The following is a 14,948-nucleotide window of genomic DNA, read 5'->3' as shown; positions in this document are numbered from 1 at the left end:
TTGATCGGCTACCGATCGGGCACCAAACCCTCGCCCGCCACGAGCTTTCGGACTGGGTAAACACAACACTCGGGCGCTGCGCTCGTCTCACCTGTCGAAACGCGGTTCGAAGACGGGTCGTATCAGACATGATCCAAGCCCCGAACGGCCTGGTCCTCACCGATTGACTTCTTATACAAAGGACCTCAAGCAGGTGCTGTCGATCGATCGAGAGTGCGTGCTGTGGACGCCAAGGGCTCAGGCGAGGGGTTCTTCAAACCGCCGGAGAGGACCGTGAAGTGGACGCTGACGAGGGAGTCTGAGTGACGTCTGGACCTTTAGAGAAGAACGGCCTTCGCAGAGAGAATTCGACAGCTCTTTGTTCGGCCGTCGATCACCTCGGGCACCTTGGCGCGGACACAGTGCTCGCACCCTTCCCCGGCGTATCTGCACCTGTCGCAGAGGGTAGCCGCGGGAGCCCACTGATCCCCTGCGTACATCGCGGTAATGGCTTTTCCCGGCTGTCTCTTCGTGCTCTGGACGGATCCGCTCGGGCGCGGGCTGAAGGCCGGTCCGGCGGCTTTGAACACCGTCACGCATTCCCCGGCTCGCGAGCAGCCACAGCCTCGATCCGGTCGAGCTTGACGTGGCCGTCCTCCGGGCCACGCCGCCAGGCGATGGTGACAGGCGGCGCGAGGGTCCGAGTCGGCGCCGACCGCATCGAGCCCGGACCACGGTGAGGCACTGCACACCTCAAACAGCGAAGACCTAGTGCTGTGACGAGAGCCGGGGCCACCCAGCCACAACACAAGCAGGTACTGCCGACCACGTCTCGACGCCGCCAGCCGATGAACCGGTCCACACCGTACGCACGGGCAGCGGTACCTCCGCCGGACAGCGTGGCAAAGACCACCACGCCCCCACGCACAGGAACCAGATGCCCGTCGTACTCCTCGACCGGACCACCTCCGAGTACGGCGATGTTCGACCCCGTACCAGCTCCGCTCAACCTGTCGCGAAATCGGCGCCATTCCCACGAACACGGAACGGTTCCTGCCCAAACGTAGGCCCCTCCGTCCCGGACGCCGCAACACAGAGGGCCGGGAAGCCACCCGTACACACCACGGCCGTCCCGTCCCCGAGACCGACCCCACCTCACACGCCATGCCCAATTCACCGCCCGACCAAGTTCCTTCAGAAGCCGCCCGGACAGTTGAGCAGCGTTCGACTTCGAGAATGCCTACTAACAGCAAGGAATGAGGGCGAATATGCCTATTGTGCTCAATGTTCAAAATCCTGACGCAATGCTCACCCTGGGGATGCTCGAGCGCGCTGCGCGCCCCATCGAGGTGCGGGCCGCCGACAAAACGACTGCGCAGGTGGAGCGTGGTCACGCCTTCGTCCAGAAGATTCTGGCCGAAGGCGGGCGGCCGGTGTATGGGGCGACGACCGGGTTCGGTCCGCTGGTGGACTTCCACGGCCGGACGGCGCAGGAAGACCAGTGTGACAACGCCTTGCAGCACCTCACCGCAGGTCAGGGCCCTGACATGCCCCTGCCGGTCGTGCGGGCAGCCATGCTGGTCCGCGTCCGGTCGCTCTCGCGCGGCCTCTCCGGCATCTCGCCCGCAGCCATCGAAGCGTTGTGCGCGGCTCTAGGAACCACCTTCACCCCGGCGGTTCCGATGGTGGGGTCGGTTGGTGCCAGCGGTGACTTGGTGCCGCTGGCCTACGTCGCGCAGAGCTTGCGCGGAGTCGGTCATGCCTATGCCAACGGCGTGCGGATGCCTGCGGCGCGGGCGCTGGCTGAAGTCGGCCTGACGTCTCTCACCTTCACCGGCCGGGACGCACTGTCGCTGGTCAACGGGACCTCGGTTACCAGCGCGGCTGGCGGGCTGGCCATGGCGTCGCTGAGGCGTTCGCATGAGGTCGCCATCGCCCTGAGCGCGCTGCTCACCGACCTGCTCGGCGCGGCGCCGGCATTCCTGTCCCCGCGGCTTCTGTCGGCCTTCGGGCATCCGGAAACCACGCAGGTCGGGCAGCAGTTGTCGGGCTGGCTCGAGGGCAGTGTGCCGTCGGATACCCGCTCGCTCCAGGAGCCGTACAGTGTGCGGTGCACACCGCAGTTGCTAGGGGCGGCTCGTTCGGCGATGGACTGGGCCGACCAGGTCGTGCGGCGCGAGATCGAAGGCGTCAGCGACAACCCGTTGTTCTTCGCCGACGAGGATCTGGTCGCCCACGGTGGCAACTTTTTCGGCCAGCCCACCGCGTTTGCCGCAGACCTGCTCTCGATCGTCGCCACGCAGCTCGGCAACCTCGCCGAACGCCAGTTGGACCTGCTGGTGGATCCGAACCGCAACGCCGGCCTGCCACCCATGCTCTCCCCGCTGGCCGGTGAACATCACGCGGTCCAAGGCGTCCAGCTCGCCGCGACCGCGACAGTCGTCGCCATGCGCCGCCTGTGCGTTCCGGCGAGCATGCAGAGCATCCCGACGAACCTGCACAATCAGGACATCGTGCCGTTCGGCACGCAGGCTGCCCTGACCGCGCTGGACCAGGCGAAGTCGCTACGGTTGCTGCACGGCAGCCTGGCTGTCGGGCTTCGGCAGGCGGCACACCTCAAGCCTGGGGGGGCGTCGGCCCCGCGGTGCGCTGAACTGGTCGCGGCCCTGGCAGACGTGGTCGAGCCGATTTTGCACGACCGCCCGTTGGATGCCGACGTCCGCGCCGCCGCAGACGTGCTGGACCGGGCCGTCGGGGAGCGCTGACATGACCGACGCGATCGTGCAGAGTCCGGCGCCGTCTGATGGCGGCCGGGTGAGAGATCTGGCAGTCTTGCGACTGCCCATGGCCGAGACGCCGTTAGCCCCCTGCGACGGCTTCTCGTGCCGAGGCCAGGAAGGCCGCGCGGGAATTCCCGCTCCCCGGTTCGAGCTGGGCACGAAGACGGACGACGAAGCGCACGCATGGTACCGCTGGCTGCTCGGCCACCATGTGTCCTTCGGGGTGTGGCGGTTGATCTGCCGGTCTCTGTCCGAGGCGGCCGGGGACGCCGACCTCACCGCCGAACTGTTCGATGCGTACTCCGCGCTATTGCTCTACTCGGGGTCCTGCACACCACAGGTGTACGCCGACGCCATCCGGCCACGCATGATGTCGTGCCACCCGGCGTTCAGCGGAACCTGGTCCCGGGACTACGAGCTGGTGCGGTTACTGCTCGGTCATCCCCTGCAAGGCGAACCCCGCTCGCGACTCAATGGGGCCGTCAAGTTCAACAGACTGGTTCACGTGTTGGTCGCCAAACGCCTGGTGCCCGGCGGAAGCTCGCTGCTGCGCGACTCCGGCCGGGGCAGCGGTCTCACCACCGACGCCGAGCGCGACCTCTTCGACGCGTTCTTCAGCACGCGGCGGGTCACCACCTGTGCGTGCGAGTTCGTCGACCAGCTACTCGATCGTATCGACCTGATCCTCGCCGATCTGACCGCGCACCCGGTCACCACCCGGTACGGGCGGGACGACCTCGACCGCTTCCAGCTCGAACTGCGCGGTCGGTTCGAGCGCCTCTCCAGCACCACCAGTGAACTCATCACGAAGGGCTGTGCGGTATGACCGAGTCAGAGCAGGCAGTACTCCCGGCGGACACGATGAAAGCCGTGCCGGTCACCCCCGAACTCATCGACTACGTCCAGCAGCAGGTCGAGCCGTTGTCGGCGGTCCAGCGCCGGCTGATCGAGCAGACGCGTGCGCTGGGCCAGTCGTTCGAGATGCAGATTCCTCCGGAACAGGGCAAGTTCCTCACCCTGCTGGCCCGGTCGATCGGGGCCCGGACGATCGTCGAAGTCGGCACCTTCACCGGCTATTCGACGCTCGCGCTGGCGGCCGGACTCGAACCCGGAGGACAGGTGGTGACCTGCGACCTGTCCGACGAGTGGACGGCGATCGCGCGGGAGGCGTGGGCGGAGGCGGGGGTGGCCGACAGGATCACCCTGGAGCTGGGGCCGGCCGCTGACACCCTGCGCGCACTGTCCGCCGAGCCGATCATCGACTTGGTCTTCATCGACGCGGACAAGGTCAGCTATGTCGACTACTGGGAGCTGCTGGTGCCACGGATCCGGCCGGGCGGCCTGCTGCTGGCCGACAACGTTCTCTACTCCGGCGAGGCCGTCTCCCCAGGTGCCGTGGGCAACGCCAAGGCCATCCGAGAGTTCAACGCGCACGTCTTGGCTGACGACCGGGTCGAGTCGGTGCTGCTGACCATCGCCGACGGACTCACCATTGCCCGCAAGAAGTCCTGACCTGGCATGACTTCCCAGCTGAGCTGCGTACGAGCCGAACCGGATAGAGGTTCCGAGCCTTCCCTCGACGATCCCGGCGACGTGGGATTGGCCGAGTACGTACGTGGCGGAGCGGCATCGATGGTGGACCGGCTCCCTGTCGGAGACCGGTCCCGCGGCAGCTGGCCACGCGAGTGGATCCACCAGGCACTGACTTCGGCGGTGCAGCGGCTGGCCGCGCATTTACGTGGCAGCGGCTTGGGTCAGGAGGCCGCTGGCATGACCGAAACCAGCGTCGATTTCGTCATCGCCCATCACGGCCTGCTCGCGGCGGGAGGGGGCGTGCTGTACCTCGACCCCTTTGATAACGAAGCGGGTTGGGAGGCGGAGCTGACCGGGTTCCACTCGGCGGCCCTCGTCGCCGAAGGCGCGCTTGGGCCCGCCCCACTCCGGATGGCCAAAGGCATGGTCCGCATAGGACCGCATTGGGAGGATTCAGTGCCGTGGTCCCAGGCGATCGCGTCGCGGGAAGCGACCGGGTTCGCTCCGGGTGGCGACCGTCGCACGGTGTTGATGTCCTTCCAGCGGCACTCAGGCACTGCCGAAGAAGGTCGTCGTGGCTCATCACAACCCAACGGCTGTACTGGCCCAGATCGCGACTGTCCACCGCATCGGCGGCGGGGAAGCGGGAGCGCGGGTCGGCCCGCTGCGGCACATCTGGGGCATGTAGATGGCCATGACCCGCTGCTGCGGGTCGGCGGCACCCCCGTCATCACCGCAGCCTGCTTCCGGCTTGCCGAACCCGTCGGCCGGCCGTCTCTTCCGGAACTCCTCTGTCTGCGCCTGATCGTGTCGGGCGGCGGCGGCCCGCTGGTCGGGGCGGCCACGACCAGCTGTGCCCGGCGAACGGGTTCCCGTCGTGCAGGACTTCGACATGACCGAGGCGGGTGTTCCTCGGGCCGAATGGCAGGCTGTGCGCGGAACTCCCCACCCTGGAGAAGGCCTTCGAGCAATCCGCCCACGAGGGCGCGCAGGTGCTGTTGACCGGCTGCCGAACCCTGGCCGGGTGACAGCTCGTCGCCGCTCTCCGGATCGGCGAACGGGACTTCGGTGCCTGGCAGGATCACCCCGATGGAGCCCACGGACCCCGGTCGGTAGTCCGGGGTGCAGGACACGCGACCCCGCTGTCATCTCCGTAGTCAGCGGCCGAGCGCACATCTCAATCAGCAGCAAGGGTGCCCCGAAGAGCCGGACGACCACTCCAGGAAGCCACTGAAGGCCAAGGACCCATATAGACAAATCCGACCCTCTCGGGCCACCTAACAACTTACGGAGTGCTCATGGCCGACTCCCCGCTGAACTACCCTTTCAACGACTGCCGATCCCTTGCCGTGTCGGAGAAGTACGACCAGCTGCGCGGCTCGCGGATGCTGCCCAGGGTGCGGCTTCCGTTCGGCAAGCCCGCCTGGCTGGTCATTGACTACGAGCAGGCGCGGTTCGTCCTTGGCGATCCACGCTTCAGCCGGGCCGCCGCGAACGGGCGGGACATCCCACGCCAGTCGGACTCGCCCAACGACGCGGGTCTGCTCGCGATCGATCCGCCGGACCACACCCGGCTACGCTCCTTGATCTCCAAGGCGTTCAGCATGCGCCGAATCGAGGGGCTGCGGCCGCGGGTTCGCGCACTCGCCGAGAAGCTCATCGACGACATGAAGGCCGACGGCGGGCCAGCGGACTTGGTCGAGCAGTTCGCTCTGCCGCTCACCCTGGGCGTCATCTCCGACCTGCTCGGAATTCCGGAGGAGGATCGCGGGCGGTTCCGTGCCTGGAGTGACGCGCACTTGTCGACCAGCGTGCTGCCCGCACCGGAGATGGCCGCGCGCTCCCGGGAGCTGCATGCCTACGTTGCGGGCCTGACGGCCGCCCGGCGTGCCGATCCGGCCGACGACCTCCTGACCGACCTCCTCACGGCGCGGGACCGGGACGAACGGCTGTCCGAAGATGAACTGGTGCAGGTGGCGATCACGCTCCTGTTCGCCGGCTACGAAGCCACCTCCACCCAGATCCCCAACTTCGTTCACTTCCTCCTGGGACGACCGAACCTGTGGGATGAGCTGGCCACCCGGCCGGAGAGGATTCCGGCTGCGGTGGAGGAACTGCTCAGGTTCGTACCGCTGATGGCCGGTGCCGGAACGATGCCGCGGTACGCGCTGGCGGACACAGTGGTCGGCGAGACCGTCGTCGCCGAGGGCGAGCCCGTGATCGTGTCGTTGGGCGCGAGCAACAGGGACAGCACGTTGTTCGAAGCCCCGGGCGAGTTCTCCCTCGACCGGGGACGCAACCGCCATCTGGCCTTCGGACACGGCCCGCACCACTGCGTGGGGATGTCGCTCGCTCGCGTCGAACTGCAGGAATCCCTCGCCGCCGTCCTGCGCTTGCTTCCCGGCCTCCGGCTGGCCGGGGAGATCACCTGGAAGAACCAGGTGATGCGTGGACCCTGCACGATGCCGGTCCGCTGGTGACCCGCCAGTCCTTGAACACATGAGAGGTAGAGATGGAACCTAAGCAGCAGGACGGAGTCCCCGAGATCCTGGGCCGCATCAGGATGACGGACCTGATGGCCGACCCGTACGGCATGCTGGCCGAGATACGGGAGGCCACGCCGGCGTTCGCGATCGAGAACAACGGGTACCGGATGTGGGCAATCACTCGGTACCACGACGTCCGCAAGGTCCTGGCCGATCCCACGGTCCTGCGGGACCTCGTCGAGAACCGGCACGCGATCAACTCGCACTGCATCGTCCGCCAAGTACCGAGAGCGCATCTCCCGCATGGGTCCCGCCGCAGCTTCTTCGACCGCGACGGTGAGAACCATCACAGGCTGCGCAGCCTGGTCGGCAACGTGTTCACCCCGGTCAGACTGGCCCAGCTGCAGCCCAGGGTCGAGAGACTGGCCAATGAGCTCGCGGACACACTGCCGGTCGGTGAGCCGGTCGACCTCGCCGCGGCGTTCGCCCGTCCCATCGCGGGCACGATCATCTGCGAGCTGCTCGGTATCCCGCCCAACGAGCAGAACATGCTGGCCGCAAGCGAAAGCGAGATGATCACTTCGCCGATCATCAGCGAGATCGAGAAGGCGGTTGGGGAATTACACGTCTTCGCTACGAACCTCGCGACGGCCAAGCGCGAACGGCCGGGTGACGACCTGAGTACCCGGCTGCTGCATCTTCACGAAGACGCGAAGATGACCGAGGACGAGCTGATCTCGACCTACATCCTGCTGATGGTCGGCGGGATGGAACCGTCCAGCGCGATTGGAAATGGCGCGTTCGCCCTGCTGACGAATCCCGGCGAGCTGGCGAAGGTGCTTACCGATCCCGAGCTCTTCACCGACTGCGTTGACGAAATCGTGCGGTACGAGTCGCCGTTCCGGTTCGTCCCACCGCGCTACACCACGGCCGCGGTGGAGCTCGACGGCGTGACGATTCCGGCTGGCGAACTGCTGCTCATCTCCCTGGCCGCGGCCAACCGCGACCCGGCGCGGTTCGGCGAGCCGGACGTCTTCGACATCGAACGAAACACGACCGGACACCTGGGCTTCGGACACGGTGTCCACCGCTGCCTGGGTTCCGAACTCGGCAAGATCGAAGCAGCAACGGCGTTGCGGACGCTTTTCCAGCGGTTCCCCGGCACGCGGCTGATCGATCCGCCCGAGCAGGCGCGCTGGCGGCCGGGAAAGTTCATGCGCCGACTGGACGCGCTTCCGGTCGTCCTGCAGTGAGAAGGTCCGGTGACATGAACCAACCCCAACACGAGGCCGACCCGCAGCCCCATCCGAAGCTCGACCAGCTGGCGGTCCGGATGGGCATCCGGATCACCGAGCCGAACCGGGACCGCCTGGTGGGAACCATGCCGGTCGTCGGCAACCAGCAGGCGTCGGGACGGCTGCACGGCGGCGCCAGCGCGGTACTCGCCGAGACGCTCGGCTCGGTCGCCGCAGCCAGACACGCGGCGGACCAAGACCGCGTCGCCCTGGGCCTCGAGCTGTCCTGCTCGCACCACCGCGGCGTGTTCGAGGGTTTGGTCACCGCCGTAGTGACACCTCTACACCTGGGTCGCACGTTGTCAACCTTCGAGATCGTGATCACCGACGAACGGGGTGCCCGTATCTGCACCGCCCGACTGAGCTGCGCGTTGCGCGCCAAGGGCGGAGAAGGGTGAAGAAGCGCAAACACTCCGGCGGGGGAGGTGTCCCGGGTCGGCTTGGGTACCTCCTCGTGCACGAGGTTCTCGTGTCTGCGCGGGAGCTGGCGGTGGTCGCGCTGAGCTGGACCCGCGGCCGGCCACGGGTGGTGGCCGCGCTCGCCGGCGCGCAGACAGCCGGGAAGCTGTCCGAGTCCCACGCCTCGGGGTCCGTGGAACTGCCCGAAGAAGTCCGGTGGTGGCTGGACGAGGTTTCCGCCACGCCGATCACCTACCCGGAGCACAGGATATGAAGATCGACGGCCTTGACGGCCCGCTGGAGCGCCGTGTCGCAGAGCTGTACGCCGATGACGTCCAGTTCCGGAATGCCGAACCGCTCGAGCCGGTCACCGTGGCACAGCGGCAGCCCGGGATGGCGTTCACGAAGATCCTGGCCACGGCCATGGCGGGCTACGCGGACAGGCCGGCGCTGGGGGAACGCGCCACGGAAGTGGTCGTCGACCCGGCAACCGGGCGCTGCTCGCTGCGTCTGCTCCCGAGGTTCGAGACGACCAGCTACGGCGAGCTGTGGGATCGAGTCGGCGCGGTCACCCGCGAGTGGCACCATAACTCTTTGCGTGTGGGGGAGTTCGTCTGCATCCTGGGCTTCACCAGCTGCGACTTCACGACGATCGACCTGGCTTGTGTCCGGGCCGGAGCGATCTCTGTCGCGTTGCAGTCCAGCGCGCCGGCCGCCCAGCTGAAACCGATCATCGCGGAGACCGAACCGCGCATCCTCGCGTCCAGCATCGAACTGCTGGACACCGCCCTCGACGCGGCGGCGGAGAGCACCTCGCTGCGTCGGCTCCTCGTCTTCGACTACTGCGGAGAGATCGACGACCAGCGGGAGAAACTCGAGGCGGCACGCCGTCGCCTGACGGAGTCGGGCAGCCCGATCGTCCTCGACTTGCTGACCGACGTGATCGAGCGCGGATCGCTCCTGCCGCCCGCTCCCGACTTCGAGGCCACGCCGGACGACGACCGGCTGGCGACCCTGCTCTACACCTCCGGCAGCACCGGCACCCCCAAGGGGGCCATGTTCACCCACAAGCTGATCAGGACACTGTGGACGGAATTCTGGCCGTATGCGCGAGGCCTACCCATCATCGGGATCAACTATCTGCCGATGACTCACGCGGTGGGCCGCGCGCTGCTGATGGAAACCCTGATCTGCGGCGGCACCGGCTACTTCACGGCGAAGAGCGACCTTTCGACGCTCCTCGAGGACGTTGCGCTGGTCCGCCCGACAGAGTTGCTGCTGGTTCCGCGCGTCTGCGACGTCCTTCTGCAGCTGTACCAGAGCGAACTCCACCGCCGAGTCCGTCAGGACCGGGCCGTGGCCGAGGCGGAGGCGAAGGCCGAGCTGCGGGACAGGGTCCTCGGTGGCCGCATCGTACGGGCGGCGAGTGCGTCCGCACCGCTGTCCGCAGAGACGGCGGAGTTCGTCCAGTCATGCCTGGGGGTTCCGCTGCGCGACGGCTACGGTTCGACGGAGACCGGCCGGATAATGTACGACCGGCGGATTTCGCGGCCACCGGTGCTCGACTACAAGCTCGTCGACGTCCCCGAGCTCGGCTACTTCCGCACGGACACCCCATATCCACGGGGAGAGCTGCTAGTCAGGTCCGAAACCCTGATTCCGGGGTATTACAAGCGGCCGGAGCTCACGGCGAAGCTCTTCGATGAGGACGGTTACTACCGGACCGGCGACATCATGGCCGAGACCAGACCGAACGAACTGCTCTACGTCGATCGCCGCAACAACGTCCTGAAGCTGGCGCACGGCAAGTTCGTTGCCGTCTCGCGGCTGGAGATGCTCTTCGCCGGAAGCCCGTTGATCCAGCAGATCTTCATCCATTGCAGCAGCGAACGGTCGTACCCGCTCGCGGTGGTCGTCGCGACCCCGGAGGCGGTCGAGCGCGCGGCCACCACCGGCGAGGACCTCAAGTCGTCGATCAGTCGGTCGCTGCGGCAGATTGCGCGGGACGCTGACTTGAACTCCTATGAGAGTCCACGCGACTTCCTGGTCGAGACCACACCTTTCAGCACGGAGAACCGCCTGCTTTCCGAACTCCGCAAGCCGCTTCGCCCCAGGCTCTTGGCCCACTACGGCGCGCGGCTGGAGCGGATGTACCACGAGTTGGCCGAACAGGAAGCGCGCGAGCTGCACGAGCTGCGGCTTGCCGGTCGTCGGGGGCCGGTCTTCGATACTGTCGTGCGGACGGCGCAGGCACTGCTAGGTCATCCGGCCTCCCCCGAGGGGCGTTTCACTGAGCTGGGAGGCGATTCGCTGTCCGCACTGGTCTTTTCCCGGCTGCTCGGGGAGACCTTCGGCATCGAGGTGCCGGTTGGCGTCGTCATCAATCCCGCCAACGACTTCCAGCGGCTGGCGAACCACATAGAGAGCGCACTGGAGTCCGGGGCGAAGCCGCGCACGTTCACGACCGTCCACGGTGCTGGTCGTTCGCAGGCCCGCGCCAGTGACCTCACGCTGGAGAAGCTGATCGACGCGAAGACGCTCACCGATGCCGCGACGCTGCCGCGCCCGAGCGGTCCCGCACACACCGTTCTCATGACCGGCGCGACCGGATATCTCGGCCGGTTCTTGTGTCTGGAGTGGCTGGCCCGGATGGAGGTGACCGGGGGCAAGGTGCTCTGTCTGGTCCGGGGCGGATCTGCGGACCAGGCGCGAAAGCGACTCGAGGACGTGTTCGACAGCGGTGATCCGGAGCTGATCCGGCGCTTCCGGCGCCTGGCCGCAGACCGTCTGGAGGTTCTCGCCGGGGACATCGCGGAGCCTGCCCTTGGGCTTGACGGCCCGACCTGGCAGCGCCTGGCCGACACCGTCGACATGATCGTCCACCCGGCGGCCCTGGTCAACCACGTCCTGCCGTACGACCAGCTGTTCGGATCCAACGTTGTTGGCACTGCCGAGTTGATCCGGCTGGCGATCACGCGGCGCCTCAAGCCGTTCACGTACCTCTCGACCTTCGCCGTAGTCTCCTCGCAGTCCTCGACCGCCGACGAGGACGCAGACATCCGCGTGTCCAGCCCGGTCCGGCAGCTCGACCAGAGTTACGCCAACGGCTACACGACGAGTAAGTGGGCCGGCGAGGTTCTCCTGCGCGAAGCTCACGAGAAGTGTGGACTGCCCGTGGTCACCTTCAGGCCCAGCATGATCCTCGCTCACACTCGGTACGCCGGGCAGCTGAACGTGCCCGACATGTTCACCCGACTGCTGATCAGCGTCCTCGCTACTGGCACCGCCCCGCGTTCGTTCTACCGATCCGGCGGTGCCCACTATGACGGGCTCCCGGTGGACTTCGTCGCGGAAGCCGTTGCCACGCTGGGCGAGCAGACTGCGAAGGGGTACCAGACGTTCAACGCCCTCAACCCTCACGACGACGGCATCTCGCTGGATGTCTTCGTCGACTGGCTGATCGAGGCGGATTGCCCTATCGAACGGATCGACGACTATGAGAAGTGGTTGACGCGCCTGGAAACCACGATCCTCGCGCTGCCGCAGAAGCAAGGACGTCGTTCGTTGCTGCCGCTGCTGCACGTGTTCGCCGAGCCCGGTGAGGCCGTCCGCGGGTGCGGTCTTCCCGCCGACCGGTTCCGTGCTGCGGTGAGGGCGGCCGGGATCGGTACCGACAGGGAGATTCCCAACCTCTCGATTTCTCTCATCCGCAAGTACGTCGCCGATCTACGCCTGCTGAACCTGATTTGAATGCAGGGCTGATTCAAAGTCGTGGTCTTGACGAGAAGCGGCTGGTCACGGACGTATGACGATGCGGGAGGCGGCCGCTACGCAGGCAAAGAGGCTCCGGTTGAAGGGTGACCTTCCCAAGTCGCCCTGTACAACCGGAGCCTCGATGTGTCGTCAGTCTGCCATCGTCTGTCTGACCAAGACGCTGTCCCGTCAACACCGCGCCATCCCCGCACCGGCTGAGCGGCTCTGTCATCTGGCCGACCCCCGTGATTGACGCGGACGGCGCCACACCCTGGTCTCCGTCCTGCCAACCGCGGCCAGCGCGGTCCTGGCCGGCGCCCGCTCCTACCTGGCCGTGGGCCAGTGGGCCCGCCACGCTCCCCAGGACACCCTCGAACGCCTCGGCATCCGTCCGGGCGGGCCGTTCGCAGTGCGTCGCGCCCCCTCCGCCTCCACTCTCCGCCGCGTGCTGACCCTGGTATGCCCCGGCGCCCTGGCCGACCTGCTCGGATGCGACCCTGCGGGGGCCGCATCAGTTGCGGTGGACGGCAAGACCGTGCGCGGCTCGCGCATGGATACCGCTCCGGCCGCCCACCTGCCCTCGGCCGTCGTGTCCGGTGGACGCACCGTCAGCCAGCTGCGGGTACCGGACAAGACCACCGAGGTCACCGGCTTTACACGCCTGCTGGCACCGTTCGGCCTGACCGGCGTGGTCGTCACCGCCGACGCCCTGCACACGCACCGCGAACACGCGAAGTGGCTGGTGGAGGCGAAGAAGGCGCACTGCCTGCTGATCGTCAAGGGAAACCAGCCGGGTCTGGCCGCCGCGCTGCGTGCGCTGCCGTGGAAGGAAGTGACCTCCCGCCGCTACGACCGCGAGGCCGGACACGGCCGGCGCGAAACACGCTCGGTCCGCACGCTTACGGTCACCGATCTGGGCCTGGACTTCCCACACGCGGTCCAGGCGGCGAAGATCCTGCGGCACCGCACCGACACATCAAGACCGGCACGGTCACCCGGCAGACTGTCTACGCGATCACCGACATGACGGCCCGTGAGGCGTCGCCACAGGCCATCGGCCGGCTGGCCAGGTCGCAATGGGAAATCGAGGCCCTGCACCATGTCAGGGACGTGACGTTCACCGAGGACGCTTCGAAGATCCGGGCCGGGCACGGACCGGAGAACATGGCCACGCTGCGGAACTTCGCCATCACCACCCTGCGGGACGCGGGCCACCGCAGCATCGCCGCCGGCCTGCGGGAAACCTCCTACGCCCCCTTCACACGCCCACTGGACCTCCTCGACCCGGCCTGACCAGCAACCCAACATGATCATCTGGACTTTGAATCAGCCCTGGACTCTGTTGCTCAATTCCGGCTGCGTGGTTCGGTTGGTGCGTGATCAGGGCTCCGGCATGAAGCAGGTATGACCGTTTTTTGATCACGGAATGGCCAGGATTCGCAGGGGCCGGGTGGCGTCGCGGGCGTTTCCTCTGAGAGCTGTGGCGATGCTGCGGAGACCGGCCAGGCGAAGGGCTCCGATGGCGAGGTTGCGCCAGGTGGCCATGGCGCGGGGCGCGTTGCCGGTCCGCAGCTGTGAGGCGTCCTCGGCAAAGGTCGTGTCCCTCACGTGATGGAGCGCCTCTACCGACCAGTGGCCGCGGATCAAGGACGCGAGCTGGGCCGGATTGGCCTGCTCGGCGGTCAGGCTGGTGACCGCGTACACGGTCTTGGTGCTGACCTTGCCGGTCTTGCGGTTGACTCGGCGCCGCTTGAGTTCGATGGCCTGGGCGGCGCCGGGGAAGAGCAGGCCGGCGACAGTGCAGACCTTGATCCGGCGGATCTCGCTGCGGCCGTGGCCGGTCCCGACGGTGCGGTTCTGGAGTGGGATCTGCTTCCAGGGAAGGGACTTCATCTGCTTGCGGAGCTTCTTCTGGTTTCCCTTGACGATGACGATGTAGTGGGCGCCCCGGCCTCCCAGGTACTCGGCGTGCTCGCGTTGGGTATGCATCGCGTCGCTGGTCACGACCGCTCCGGTCAGGTCGATGGCATCCAGTAGTGGCTGGTAGCAGGTGATTTCATTCGTCTTTGTCTCAACGTCGACCTGGCCCAGGACGGCGGAAGTGGCGTGGTCGACGGCCGCCAGCAGGTGGATCTTCCGGTCGTGCGCGCGGGCGGCGCCGCGCAGGGATTTGCCGTCCACCGCGATCGCCCGCAGCAACCGCTCGCTGGGTTGCGGGCATCGGGCGGACAGCCAGCTGCCGACGGCTCGGTCGAGTACGTCACCGTCGACCTGGGCGAGTACCCGGCGGATGGTGGCCTCACCAGGGGCGTGGTGTTGGCCGGTGAAGGGGTCGCAGCGGGCACCGAGCCGGGCCAGGACCGACTGCGAGGCGTCAGCCGCCCACTCACTGATCGCCAGCAGAGAGGTCGCGCCGGTCAGGACCGCAGCGGCGCAGATGGCGAGCACGCCGACCAGGGGGTGAAGCCGGCCCCGTGGGTCACGGGGGTCCGTCACCGTCGCAAGGCAGGTCAACAGGCCCGGGCACTCCTCAACCGACAGAGACGATGCGGTGGCGAGTTGGTCAAGCGAGGCGGGCATGAGGGATGATTCGGCAACGGCAGGCACGGTCTTCCAGCAGGATCATGGGACGTAGACACTCACATGATCGCCGGTGACCGTGCCTGCCACATTTCGTCACGAACCCTCCCAGCAAGGCAAGTCGGGGTGAACACCCTCAAGTC

The 14,948-nt window shown here is 67.1% G+C and carries 10 protein-coding genes and 1 pseudogene; 10 read left to right on the top strand and 1 reads right to left on the bottom strand.

Features of this window, described 5'->3' with window-relative positions; translation table 11 throughout:
- Positions 1-1,247: 1,247 nt before the first annotated feature.
- The 10 genes and pseudogenes from OG332_RS36790 to OG332_RS36745 all read left to right on the top strand — a co-directional run bounded on the left by OG332_RS36790 (position 1,248) and on the right by OG332_RS36745 (position 13,518).
- A complete protein-coding gene (locus OG332_RS36790) occupies positions 1,248-2,744 on the top strand; it encodes an HAL/PAL/TAL family ammonia-lyase (protein ID WP_327417489.1) in 1,497 nt (498 codons plus the stop codon).
- Position 2,745: 1 nt separating this feature from the next.
- Positions 2,746-3,585, top strand: a complete 840-nt coding sequence (locus tag OG332_RS36785; RefSeq protein ID WP_327417488.1) for a hypothetical protein — start codon at positions 2,746-2,748, stop codon at positions 3,583-3,585.
- Positions 3,582-4,271, top strand: a complete 690-nt coding sequence (locus tag OG332_RS36780) for an O-methyltransferase (RefSeq protein WP_327417487.1) — start codon at positions 3,582-3,584, stop codon at positions 4,269-4,271. The genes OG332_RS36785 and OG332_RS36780 overlap by 4 nt, the downstream gene beginning before the upstream one ends.
- Positions 4,272-5,590: 1,319 nt before the next feature.
- On the top strand, positions 5,591-6,772 hold the full coding sequence (locus OG332_RS36775) for a cytochrome P450 (protein ID WP_327417486.1): 1,182 nt from the start codon (positions 5,591-5,593) through the stop codon (positions 6,770-6,772).
- A gap of 95 nt (positions 6,773-6,867) precedes the next feature.
- Positions 6,868-8,031 carry a cytochrome P450 family protein gene (locus OG332_RS36770; protein WP_327417485.1) on the top strand — a complete coding sequence of 388 codons (1,164 nt, stop codon included), beginning with the start codon at positions 6,868-6,870 and terminating at the stop codon, positions 8,029-8,031.
- Between the two features lie 14 nt (positions 8,032-8,045).
- Positions 8,046-8,471: a hotdog fold thioesterase gene (locus OG332_RS36765; protein WP_327417484.1), complete on the top strand. Its 426-nt coding sequence runs from the start codon at positions 8,046-8,048 to the stop codon at positions 8,469-8,471.
- A gap of 71 nt (positions 8,472-8,542) precedes the next feature.
- Positions 8,543-8,746: a hypothetical protein gene (locus OG332_RS36760; protein ID WP_327417483.1), complete on the top strand. Its 204-nt coding sequence runs from the start codon at positions 8,543-8,545 to the stop codon at positions 8,744-8,746.
- Positions 8,743-12,222 carry a carboxylic acid reductase gene (gene car / locus OG332_RS36755; RefSeq protein ID WP_327417482.1) on the top strand — a complete coding sequence of 1,160 codons (3,480 nt, stop codon included), beginning with the start codon at positions 8,743-8,745 and terminating at the stop codon, positions 12,220-12,222. The genes OG332_RS36760 and car overlap by 4 nt, the downstream gene beginning before the upstream one ends.
- A gap of 268 nt (positions 12,223-12,490) precedes the next feature.
- Positions 12,491-13,252 (top strand): annotated as a pseudogene (locus OG332_RS36750) (ISAs1 family transposase); the annotation flags it as partial.
- Positions 13,249-13,518, top strand: a complete 270-nt coding sequence (locus tag OG332_RS36745; protein ID WP_327412651.1) for a hypothetical protein — start codon at positions 13,249-13,251, stop codon at positions 13,516-13,518. The pseudogene OG332_RS36750 and the gene OG332_RS36745, both read left to right, overlap by 4 nt.
- A 126-nt stretch (positions 13,519-13,644) precedes the next feature.
- Here the strand turns inward: OG332_RS36745 and OG332_RS36740 are convergent, their stop codons facing one another.
- Complete coding sequence (locus OG332_RS36740; RefSeq protein WP_442816266.1) at positions 13,645-14,805, bottom strand: ISAs1 family transposase; 1,161 nt, start codon at positions 14,803-14,805, stop codon at positions 13,645-13,647.
- Positions 14,806-14,948 lie beyond the last annotated feature (143 nt).

This window comes from Streptomyces sp. NBC_01233, assembly GCF_035989305.1.
In the GTDB taxonomy this organism is placed as follows: domain Bacteria; phylum Actinomycetota; class Actinomycetes; order Streptomycetales; family Streptomycetaceae; genus Streptomyces.
Note: the sequence above shows the minus strand (reverse complement) of the source record. Positions and strands in the feature narration are given on the sequence as shown.

What these genes read in the sequence shown, in the direction of transcription:
- OG332_RS36785 (WP_327417488.1), top strand. Translation starts at nt 2,746, where the DNA reads ATGACCGACGCGATCGTGCAGAGTCCGGCGCCGTCTGATGGCGGCCGG.
- car (WP_327417482.1), top strand. Translation starts at nt 8,743, where the DNA reads ATGAAGATCGACGGCCTTGACGGCCCGCTGGAGCGCCGTGTCGCAGAG.
- OG332_RS36780 (WP_327417487.1), top strand. Translation starts at nt 3,582, where the DNA reads ATGACCGAGTCAGAGCAGGCAGTACTCCCGGCGGACACGATGAAAGCC.
- OG332_RS36770 (WP_327417485.1), top strand. Translation starts at nt 6,868, where the DNA reads ATGGCCGACCCGTACGGCATGCTGGCCGAGATACGGGAGGCCACGCCG.
- OG332_RS36775 (WP_327417486.1), top strand. Translation starts at nt 5,591, where the DNA reads ATGGCCGACTCCCCGCTGAACTACCCTTTCAACGACTGCCGATCCCTT.
- OG332_RS36790 (WP_327417489.1), top strand. Translation starts at nt 1,248, where the DNA reads ATGCCTATTGTGCTCAATGTTCAAAATCCTGACGCAATGCTCACCCTG.
- OG332_RS36740 (WP_442816266.1), bottom strand. Translation starts at nt 14,805, where the DNA reads ATGCCCGCCTCGCTTGACCAACTCGCCACCGCATCGTCTCTGTCGGTT.
- OG332_RS36745 (WP_327412651.1), top strand. Translation starts at nt 13,249, where the DNA reads ATGACGGCCCGTGAGGCGTCGCCACAGGCCATCGGCCGGCTGGCCAGG.
- OG332_RS36765 (WP_327417484.1), top strand. Translation starts at nt 8,046, where the DNA reads ATGAACCAACCCCAACACGAGGCCGACCCGCAGCCCCATCCGAAGCTC.